Below are 11,016 nucleotides of genomic sequence, written 5' to 3'. Positions count from 1 at the left end.
ACGAAATCCATCTTTGGATCTAGTAATCCTCTCATATTCTCAACTCCTTTTCGTTTTATTTAGATTATACCATAATAAGTATATTTTTATAATCATATAGCTATTTTATATCTACCTAACAAAAAAGTAGGGCTCTACCCTACTTTTTTTGTTAGTTTTATTTATCTAAATCGTCTTTTAGTTTTATTATCTCGGTCTTCTTTTTGAATTCTTTCCTGATGATTTTCCTTTTGATGAGTTTTTACCACTATTATTTCTCATATTAGAATTTTTACCACCAGAATTTCTAGAATCTTTTCCTCTTGATGAAGATTTTTTATTATTTGAATTTCTGTTGTCTTTATTATTTCTACTTTTGCTTGATTTAGAGTTTTTATCTCCACCTTTTGAATTTCCAAAATCTCTAAATTCTCCTCTTGGTTTTATAAGACATCTTGGACCAAATCCGATTAAGTCCTCTCTGCCCGCTTCGACTAATGCTTTATGAACTAAGTCGTAGTTACGAGGTTGACTGAATTGAAGTAATGCTCTTTGCATTGCTTTTTCTTCTCTTGATTTTGGAACATAAACAGGTTTCATAGTTCTTGGGTCAAGCCCTGTATAGAACATAGCAGTCGATAATGTACCCGGTGTTGGATAGAAATCTTGTACTTGTTCTGGTTGATAATGTATATCTCTTAAATACTCAGCTAACTCTATCGCACTGCTTAAAGTTGAGCCTGGATGAGATGACATTAAGTAAGGAATTAAGTATTGGTTCATTCCTAATTGTCTATTTATATCAAAGTATTTTTGTCTAAATTTCTCATATGTTTCACCAGCTGGTTTTTGCATATATTGAAGAACTTCTTCTGCAACGTGTTCTGGTGCAACTTTAAGTTGACCACTTACATGGTGTTTTATTAATTCTCTTAAGAATTTGTTGTCTTTATCCGCCATAACATAGTCATATCTAATACCAGAACGCACGAATACCTTCTTAACTCCCGGCACATTTCTAACTTTTCTAAGCAATTCGATATAATCAGTATGGTCTACCTCTAAGTTTTTACAAGGAGATGGGTCAAGACATTGTCTATTTTTACATGCACCTTTTGTTACTTGCTTTTTACAAGCAGGCCCTCTAAAGTTTGCAGTTGGACCACCAACGTCGTGGATATATCCTTTGAAATCTGGTAAATGTGTGATTTCTTTTGCTTCTTCTAAGATAGATTCGTGACTTCTACTTTGTACTGCTCTACCTTGGTGGAATGTTATCGCACAGAATGAACATGAACCAAAACATCCTCTGTTATTTACTATACTGAATTTAACCTCGTTTATTGCAGGAATTCCGCCCATACTTTCATAAATTGGGTGGTAAGTTTTTGCATATGGTAGTGCATAAACAGCATCTAATTCTTCTCTATTTAAAGGTTTTTCTGGTCTATTTTGAACTAAGTATTTCACTCCATGTTGTTGAACTAACATCTTTCCTCTGTATGGATCTTGTTCATCATATTGGATTTTGAAAGCTTCTGCATATTTCTTTTTATCAGTGCTCACTTCCTCCATTGATGGAAGTAAGACATAATCGCCATAAACTTCATCTAAACTATCTGCTAAATAGCAAGTTCCATCTATAAAACTTATATATTTCGGGTCAAATCCGTCATTTAATGCATTTGCAACATTTACAATAGGTTTTTCACCCATTCCATAAATTAATAAATCCGCTCCAGAATCGACTAATATTGAGTTTCTAACTCTATCACTCCAATAATCATAGTGAGCAAACCTTCTAAGACTCGCCTCAATACCACCGATTACAATTGGTATATTTTTATATGCTTCACGTATTTTATTACAATATACTATTGTCGCTCTGTCTGGTCTGTATCCCATTTTTCCGCCTGGTGAATAAAGGTCTTTGTCTCTCGCTCTCTTACTAACAGAGTAGTGATTTACCATAGAGTCCATATTCCCAGCATTAACTAAGAATCCAAGTCTTGGCTTTCCTAATCTCATAAAATCGTCTGTAGTTTTCCAATTTGGTTGTGCTATTATCCCAACCTTGTAACCTTCTTTTTCTAATACTCTAGAGATTATCGCAGTACCAAAACTGTGATGGTCTACATAAGCATCTGCAGTTACAACTATAAAGTCTAATTCGTCCCATCCGCGCTCTTCCATATCTGCCCTGCTTATGGGTAAAAATTTATTGTTCACTATCTCACCACTTTCTAAATTAAATATTAAAATTTATACTCATCTATTTTACATAACGTAAAAAAACTAATTTTTATATATCAAAATAAATCAATCTATATTATGATACCCTAAAGTTTCTTACTTATTTCTTTTGACTGACTTATAATTATATCATTTATATATAGTTTTATCCATAAATAATACAGTCCTATCATTGTATTATTTTCCACTTTTTTGACTTTCATACATGCTATACAAGTCAAAATACAAGCTAAAAAATACTCCTTCACAGCATCAAGTTTGCCATAAAGGAGTTTATATTTTCTCTACATCATTTTTTATTATTTTTAAATCGTCTTTTAAATTATTTTATATAGCCTTTTAATTATTTATAAATTAAATTATCTAATATATTGTACTGTGTTTTCTTTTCTTGGTGCTGCCTTACCTTCCATATCTTTATATCCAAGTAATACAGAATATAATGGAGTGTATCCTTCTGGTAAGTTTAATTTTTCTCTAAGTTCTTGAGCTTGTGGTCCAACGAATGCTAAACTAACAAGTTCAACCCAACAAGAACCTATATTTAATGCTTCAGCAGCAAGTAACATATTTTGAGTAGCTGCTGAACAGTCTATTACTTTTGATCTTTCGTTGTCTTTTCCTGAAACTAAGATAACTGTTGGAGCATGATAGAAACAGTTGTATTTTTCGTTGCTACCCATTTTTCTTAACATTTCATTTTCTAAATTTTTAGCTACGTTTTTAGTTGCTACATTTAATTCATCTAATATTTCTTTATTTTGTATAACTGTGAAGTTCCAGCTTTGTTTATTTATAGCACTTGGTGCATATAAACCAGCTTCTATTATAGCTTGTAATTCTTCTTCTTTGATTTGTTCTGGTTTAAATTTTCTTATAGATCTTCTCTCTTTGATTACGTCTAATGTACTTCTCATTTTGCTCTCCTATAGTTTATTTAATATTGTCCGTACGCGAACGAATAGTTTATTAAAAAAAATGCCTTACAGCACTTTTTTTATATTTATCAAAGCCTTGCTCACACATTCTTTAAAGGCCTCTTTTTGATTTTCATCAAATCCATCCAACATTATAGCCAAAGCTTCGTATTTTATATCTTCTAGCTTAGATTTTACATTAATTCCATCGTCAGTTAAGTTGATATATAGATTTCTTTTGTCTTCATTAGAAATACTTTTGTTTACTAAGCCTAAATTTTCGTATTTATTTATAATGTCTGATAAAGAAGATTTTGATATCTTTCCTCTATCGACTATTTCACTAAATAACAAAGGACTTTTGTCCTCTGGAAGTATAAAAAATAGTAATGCGTGGTTTTGTAATATTGGAAGTCCTTCTTCTTTTATTCTCTTTGTAATAAATTTATTAGATATAGTTCCTAATTTGTTTATATAACTAAATATACAACCTAATTCCATATCTTAACCCCCATTCGTTCGACAACGAATAAATTTTAACACCTATATTTTTTTACGTCAAGACCTTATATATTTATAAATTGTCCCCCATTTATACAATTTAACCCATTTGTTATTTTGCTGTAAATAATAAAATTCGCTTCGCTCATGGCGCCAACGACTTCGTCCGTTGCTTAAAATTCGCTTCGCTCATGGCGCCAACGAATCGGAGATTCCGTTGCTTAAAATTTTAAAGAAGCCCGACAGATAATCTGCCAGGCTTTTTATATAAATAATCTAAATTTATTTTATAAATCTTTTACTACTTTATTATATAAATATTTTAAAGATATCGCACTCATTATAACCGAAGCAACTTCAGCTATTGGGAATGATAACCACACTAGGTCTACATTTCCGAATTTTGATAATATAAATGCTGCTGGTAATAAGAACACTAATTGTCTTACAAATGATACTAGCATACTTAATATACCATTTCCTAATGCTTGGAATGTTGAAGATGCTATTATAGAGAATCCAGCGAATACAAAACTCACACTGATTATTCTAAGTGCTGGTATACCTATAATTAACATTTGTTCAGATGCGTTGAACATTTTTAATAATGTTCCTGGCATTGCTTGTATTATAACAAGTCCGATTAACATTATTCCTACAGCATAACAAACACCTAATTTAACAGTTTTAACAAGTCTGTCTTTGTTTTTAGCACCTAAGTTAAATGATACTATTGGAACCATACCGTTATTTAAACCGAATATTGGCATGAATACAAAACTTTGTAGTTTATAATAAGCTCCGAATACTGCAACTGCTGTTGATGAGAATGTCATAAGGATTAAGTTCATTCCATAACTCATAACAGAACCTATTGCTACCATTAATACTGAAGGAATACCTACATATAATATTCTTCCTAAATATTCTTTTTCTAGTCTGAATCCTTTTAAATGTAAATGTATTTCTTTATTTTTCTTAAGGTTAAGTATTACTGCAAATGTACCTGCAACTATTTGACCTATAACTGTTGCTATAGCAGCACCTGCTATACCTAATTTAGGCATACCAAATAAACCAAATATTAAAATTGGGTCTAATATAATATTTATTATTGCCCCAGTTAATTGTGTTGTCATTGATAAAAGTGTTTTACCAGTTGATTGTAATAATCTTTCAAATGCAACTTGAGTAAATATACCAAATGAACATATACATACTATTCTTAAGTAAGTTGTTCCTGACTCAACTATATCACTTATATTTGTTTGAGTTTGCATAAATTTTTGTACTGCAAATAACCCTATACATAAGAATATTAAATAATTTATAAATTCTAAGAAAATACCGTGAAGAGCTGATTTATTAACGCCTTCTTGGTTATGTTGTCCTAAGTTTTTTGAAACGAATGCATTCATCCCAACCCCTATACCTGTTGCTAAACCTATCATAAGGTTTTGTACTGGGAATGCCATTGATACTGCTGTTAACGCATTTTCGCTAAGTTGTGCAACGAAAACACTATCAACTATATTGTATAATGCTTGAACAAGCATTGATACTACCATAGGTAACGCCATAGATAATAATAATTTGTCTACTGGCATAGTACCCATTTTATTCTCTCTTTGGACTGGTTGCTCTTGTCTAACTGCTGTTTGTTCCATAATATGCCCTCCTATTTTATTCTTTTTTTGTACTGTCTGAAATTCTTTCAAGAATGTTATATAAAAGTTTTATCTCTTCATCTGAAAAATCTTTTAATAATTCTTGTTTGTATTTCTTTAAATCAGCGTCTACTTCTTCATGCTTTTTCATACCTTCTTCTGTAAGAATTATTTTGTTAACTCTCTTATCAGTAGGAATACTTACTCTTTTTATGTACCCCTTCTTCTCTACGCAACTAATCATAGTTGAAACAGAAGACCTTCTAATATCAAACATCTTTTCTAAATCTCTTTGGAATAAATCTCCCTCACTACTTTTATCATGTATACATTTTAGAAAAAATGCCTGTATTCCTGTTAAATCATGCTTTAGTGCGACTTGATCTATTTTTCTTTTTATTTGGTTATCTACTTTGTGTAAAACACCAATTACCTCAATTCTATCCACCAAGAAATCACACCTCTCTTTTGTTAGCCAACTAATGTTAGTTACCTAATGTTAGCACTCTAACAATTCTAATCTTTTTTATTATAAATGTCAATTATCTTTCCTAAATTTTAATTATATAATTTTTACATTTTATCTAGTTCTTTTACATATTTCTGCACAAAAAAATCACCTAAAACTACTTATTTTTCAATAAATATTTTTAGGTGATTTTCTATTTTAGATCTTATAATTCCAATGTGAAGTCCTTTACTTCGTTATGTGGTTTGATAACGACAAATTTCTTTTCATCCCAAGGCCCAGTAAGTAACTTTTCTATATAATCAATCGGATATTCTAGTATTTTTAATTTTAGATTTAATGTCTCTGAGATTTCTCTACAAAGCGGCATTATTTCGCTTAAATCATAACATTTTGTATCGATTATCCCCAGTGTTTTATAGTGATTTAGCATCATATCAAATACCTCTTTGCCTGTTTCTTCTCCATATTTCTCAATAGTATATTGATACTCTACCCAAAGGTTTCTCTCACCTTCAATCCAACCCTTAGTCAAAAAGTACATACCATTTTTCCCACCATATTTTCGTCTTTCATCCACAGATCCGAGCATCAAACTTATGCAATCATCTACCTTTGGCATTATTAATTCAAGGTTGTTGCTTTTAATCCCCAATAGTGCATTTCCACATAATCCAAATGTCATAATAACCCTGTCAAAATCTTGTAACTTATCCAATTCTTCTTGGACTGTTTTATGTAATTTTTCAGGATAATTATGTAGCCCTGACTCTACCCAATATATAGGATAGTCGATATCATTATCCCTACATGCTTTTTCAATCTCATGTTTTAAAGTTTTACATGCTAATATTGCTGTCTTCAAAATAACCCCTCCTAATAAAAATAACTTTAATTTACCCCAATTTCTATAATAAATTTATCTTAAATACATTATTTTAATATTTATTTTTCTACACTTAAAGTTGATTGAAAGTTGTCCATTTATGGATATAATCCATTAAATATCAACTTATTTACCAGTTAATATGTTTTCTATTAATTTTGAATCTACTTCATTTATCATTTTTACTGGCTCTGGCTTTTCATTTATATCACCAACTGCAATTCCCATCCAGTTTACTCCATACCAACTATCAAATTTATATCCTGTATTTTTGAATATACCTATAAATTCAAATCCTAATTTTTCATGGAATTTTAAACTTTTCTCATTAGCAGAAGTAATACAAGCGTATATATTTCTTACGTTTTGTAATTTTACAATCTCTATAAGTTTATTATATAGTAATTTTCCTACTCCTAAGCTTTTATAATTCATATCTAGGTATATTGATAACTCAACATCCCATTGATAAGCAGCCCTTTCACCATATCTATGTGCATATGCATATCCAACTATTTTATCTTTATATTCACAAACTATATATGGATATCCTTCTAAAGTTTCTTTTATTCTATTTTTAAACTCTTCAACAGAAGGCACCTCATATTCAAAAGTAATCGCTGTATCAGTAACATAAGGTCTATAAATACTTAATAATTCTTCTGCATCCGATACATCTGCCATTCTAAATGTTATATCTTTTAATATATCATCTCTATTTTTCATTGTATCTCTCCTCTAAAATCTTAATTGTCTAATAATTTTAATATATCATATTCTGAAATATAAAAAAGGATTTATCGCCAATTTAGCTTTAAATCCTTTTTTATATTAATTATATAATTCCTAATCTAATTCATGTAAAAATAGCCCACATCTTACTTTTGGTTCAAACCAAGTTGATTTTGCAGGCATTATTTTATTTGCATCTGCAACTGCTATAAGCTCATCAAGCCCAGTTGGATACATTGCAAATGCTACTTCCATATCGCTATTTGCTCTTTTTTCGAGTTCATCAATACCTCTAATTCCTCCCACAAAATCTATTCTCTTATCTCTTCTAGGATCTTTTATTCCTAAAATTTCGTCTAAGATATTATCTTGTAAGATTGATATATCTAAAGATTTAACTTCATCATCTACCTTTGTATATTTATCTCCAAATTCAATTTTGTACCAATCTCCATCTAAAAACATACCTACATCGCCTTTTTTATTCGCTTTATATTGTTTTTTATCTGGTATTTTTTCGATATTAAATTTTTGTGCTATTTTATCTATAAATTCTTGTTTTGTATTTCCATTTAAGTCTTTTACTACTCTATTATAGTCTAAAACTTCTAAATTATCTTGGGGAGCTATCATAGCGATATAGTAATTAAACTCTTCATCACCTGTATAATTTTGATTTTGCTCTCTCTTTTCTTTGGCGATATTTACTGCAGCTGCAGCTCTATGGTGGCCATCAGCTATATATAAATAAGGTACTTTATCAAATTCATTAACTATATCTTTTAAATCATTTTCTCTATAAATTTTCCAAACTGTATGACGTACTTCATCATCACTAATAAAATCGTATATTGGAATTTCATTTTTAACGTAGAAGTTTATGATTTCGTCTACTTTTTTTCTGTTTTTATAAGTAAGAAGAATTGTACCAGTATTTGCATTGCAGTATTTTATATGGTTTGTTCTGTCTAATTCTTTGTCAGGTTTTGTATACTCATGAATTTTAATAATTCCATTGATGTAGTCATCAACAGACACACATGCAACAATGCCTGTTTGTGCTCTGCCATCCATAATCTCTCTATAGATATATATACATTCTTGCTTTTCTTTAATTAGTATGTTTTTTTCTCTAAATTTATTTAGATTTTCTCTAGCTTTAAGATAAACTTTTTCATCATGTTCATCAATTTCATCATCTAAGTCTATTTCAGCTCTGTCTACATGGATAAAAGAATATTTATTTTTATTACCCATTTCTTTAGCTTCTTCTCTATTCATAACGTCATATGGTAATTCTGCCACCATATCAACATAATTATTTGCTGGTCTAATTGCCCTAAAAGGTTTTACTATTGCCATTTATCTTTCCCCCTGAAATCTATAATGCTATCTTTTCATCATCTTGAAAATATTCAACTAACAATTCTACTATTTCTTTGCTTATTCTATCTTGAGCTTCAACTGTTGATGCTCCTATATGAGGAGTTGGAGATACCATTGGGTGATTAACTAATTCTAGGTTTACATTAGGTTCATTTTCATAAACATCCATAGCTACAGCTTCTATTTTACCTTCGTCTAATGCATCTATTAAGTCGCGTTCACACACTAGAGCCCCCCTAGCATTATTTATAAAGTATACGCCTTTTTTCATTAAATCGAATTCTTTTTTAGTTATTAAGTAACCTTTTTCTGGGTCATAAGGTATGTGTATTGTCAAGAAGTCTGCGTTTTTTAATACTTCTTCAAAGCTACAGAATTTGTATTTTTGACATCCTTCCATCTTTCCTAATATATCATAGTATATTACTTTCATACCTAATGCTGTTGCTAATCTTGCAACTTCTTTACCTATTCTACCTAAACCTATTATTCCTAATGTTTTACCAAAGATTTCTGTTCCTATATATTGTTTTTTATTCCACTCACCGTCTCTCATAGTTACATTAGCTATATTTACAAATCTAGCTATTGTTATGATTTGACCAATTGTAAGTTCTGCTACTGATCTAGTGCTTGCACATGGTGTATTCATAACTTTTATTCCCTTTTGAGTTGCATATTTGACATCTATATTGTCAAGACCTACACCACTTCTGATTATTAATTTAAGTCTTGCGTTTCCTTCTAAGGCTTTATCTATTATTTCTTTAGTGATTTTATTTTTTGAACGAATAACTAAAGCATCAACATCTTGACACATTAATCCAAGTTCTTCACCATCATAATATTCATCTATTACATCAAATCCTAATTCCTTTAAGTTTTCTATTTGCTCTTTATTCATTCCATCAGCTACTAATATTCTACACATTTTCTATACCTCCAAAATCCTTTTCCACTTTATCATTAACACCCTGGTAAGTTATGGTTTCTTATTTTCTAAAAACTTACTACTTCGGGGCAAAATCCTAATATCTCATCAATATTTTTCAATAAATCTCTTATATCTTCTTGAGTATAATCTCCCATGTGTGAAATTCTAAATGTCTTGTCTTTTAGGTCACCGTATCCATTTGCAATTAAATATCCGCGTTTTTGTAATTCTTCATTTAATTCAGATACATCTATATTTTGGGTATTTTTTACTACTGTTAAAGTATTTGATAAATGATTTTTATCTGTAAAGATTTCGAAGTGTTCCTCAGCCCAATTTCTAACGATTTTAGCCATGTCTTCATGTCTTTTAAATCTGTTTTCTAGGCCTTCTTTTAAGATTTTTTCTAATTGATAATTTAAAGCGAACATGTGTGAAAGGGATGGAGTTGAAGGGTATTGATAATTTTTCTTTTTGATATACTCATACATAGATAGTAAATCAAAATATACTCCTCGGTTTGGTACTTTTTCTGCTCTTTTTTTAGCTTTTTCAGAAAATGTGCAAAGTGACATACCAGGTGGTAAGCCAATTGCTTTTTGAACTGATGTTATGCAAATATCTATTCCAATTTCATCGACGGGGATTTTTATTCCTCCCGCTGAACTAACTGTATCTACGCAGTAGACTATATCGTCATAATTTTTTAGGATTTGACCAATATCTTCAATTGGATTTCTTATGCCTGTAGAAGTCTCATTATGAGTTACAGTTATTAAATCGTATTTGCCAGTTGCAAGTACCTTATCGATCATTTCTGGTTCTATTGCCTGCCCTAATTCAACTTTAAATAAATCTGTTGGAACACCATTAGCTATACCCATTTTGTGCCATCTATCTCCGAATGAACCACAGGAGAATACTGCTGCTCTTTTTGATGTGCAACATCGAATGGATCCTTCCATTAAGCCAGTTCCGGAGGATGTTGATAATAATATTTCATTATCAGTGTAAAATAATTTTTTAGCTTTTTCTGTTATACTTTTTTGAAGTTCTGATGCTTCTTTGCTTCTATGACTTATAACTGGTGTAGCCATTTGTTCTAATACATCTTCACTAACGTCTATAGGTCCTGGTATAAATAATTTTTTACTCATAATAAGCCTCCTTTCTTAAATAGTTTAATTTTTTATTATCAAAATAATAATTACTTTGTTTAATAATTATAGTATGATTATTTCCTTAATTTGTCAATATTTTTGAGTATTTGATACATATAAATTTTTTTATAT

General features: G+C 30.2%; 10 protein-coding genes. All 10 read right to left on the bottom strand.

The features are described 5' to 3' along the window. Positions 1-186: 186 nt before the first annotated feature. Entirely contained in the window at positions 187-2,211 is a 2,025-nt protein-coding gene (locus I4U58_RS09410) for a YgiQ family radical SAM protein (RefSeq protein WP_195931046.1), read from the bottom strand. Positions 2,212-2,591: 380 nt separating this feature from the next. Further along, positions 2,592-3,149, bottom strand: a complete 558-nt coding sequence (locus I4U58_RS09405; RefSeq protein WP_195931044.1) for a nitroreductase — start codon at positions 3,147-3,149, stop codon at positions 2,592-2,594. A 66-nt stretch (positions 3,150-3,215) separates the two neighbouring features. Beyond that, positions 3,216-3,650: a MarR family transcriptional regulator gene (locus I4U58_RS09400; RefSeq protein ID WP_195931043.1), complete on the bottom strand. Its 435-nt coding sequence runs from the start codon at positions 3,648-3,650 to the stop codon at positions 3,216-3,218. Between the two features lie 287 nt (positions 3,651-3,937). Further along, positions 3,938-5,317 carry an MATE family efflux transporter gene (locus I4U58_RS09395; RefSeq protein WP_195931042.1) on the bottom strand — a complete coding sequence of 460 codons (1,380 nt, stop codon included), beginning with the start codon at positions 5,315-5,317 and terminating at the stop codon, positions 3,938-3,940. A 16-nt stretch (positions 5,318-5,333) separates the two neighbouring features. Continuing rightward, positions 5,334-5,765, bottom strand: coding sequence for a MarR family transcriptional regulator (locus I4U58_RS14270; RefSeq protein ID WP_195931041.1), 432 nt, complete (start codon positions 5,763-5,765; stop codon positions 5,334-5,336). A gap of 226 nt (positions 5,766-5,991) precedes the next feature. Beyond that, complete coding sequence (locus tag I4U58_RS09385) at positions 5,992-6,651, bottom strand: DUF1638 domain-containing protein (RefSeq protein ID WP_207743855.1); 660 nt, start codon at positions 6,649-6,651, stop codon at positions 5,992-5,994. A 147-nt stretch (positions 6,652-6,798) separates the two neighbouring features. Next, positions 6,799-7,398 (bottom strand): GNAT family N-acetyltransferase, encoded by a 600-nt coding sequence (locus I4U58_RS09380; protein WP_195931040.1) that lies wholly within the window; start codon positions 7,396-7,398, stop codon positions 6,799-6,801. A gap of 120 nt (positions 7,399-7,518) precedes the next feature. Next, complete coding sequence (locus tag I4U58_RS09375) at positions 7,519-8,766, bottom strand: DUF1015 family protein (protein ID WP_195931039.1); 1,248 nt, start codon at positions 8,764-8,766, stop codon at positions 7,519-7,521. A 19-nt stretch (positions 8,767-8,785) separates the two neighbouring features. After that, positions 8,786-9,721, bottom strand: a complete 936-nt coding sequence (locus I4U58_RS09370) for a D-2-hydroxyacid dehydrogenase (protein WP_195931038.1) — start codon at positions 9,719-9,721, stop codon at positions 8,786-8,788. 68 nt (positions 9,722-9,789) lie between these two features. Next, positions 9,790-10,881, bottom strand: a complete 1,092-nt coding sequence (locus I4U58_RS09365) for an alanine--glyoxylate aminotransferase family protein (RefSeq protein WP_195931037.1) — start codon at positions 10,879-10,881, stop codon at positions 9,790-9,792. Positions 10,882-11,016 lie beyond the last annotated feature (135 nt).

Source organism: Clostridium sp. 1001270J_160509_D11 (assembly GCF_015667935.1).
In the GTDB taxonomy this organism is placed as follows: Bacteria; Bacillota; Clostridia; order Peptostreptococcales; family Peptostreptococcaceae; genus Intestinibacter.
Note: the sequence above shows the minus strand (reverse complement) of the source record. Positions and strands in the feature narration are given on the sequence as shown.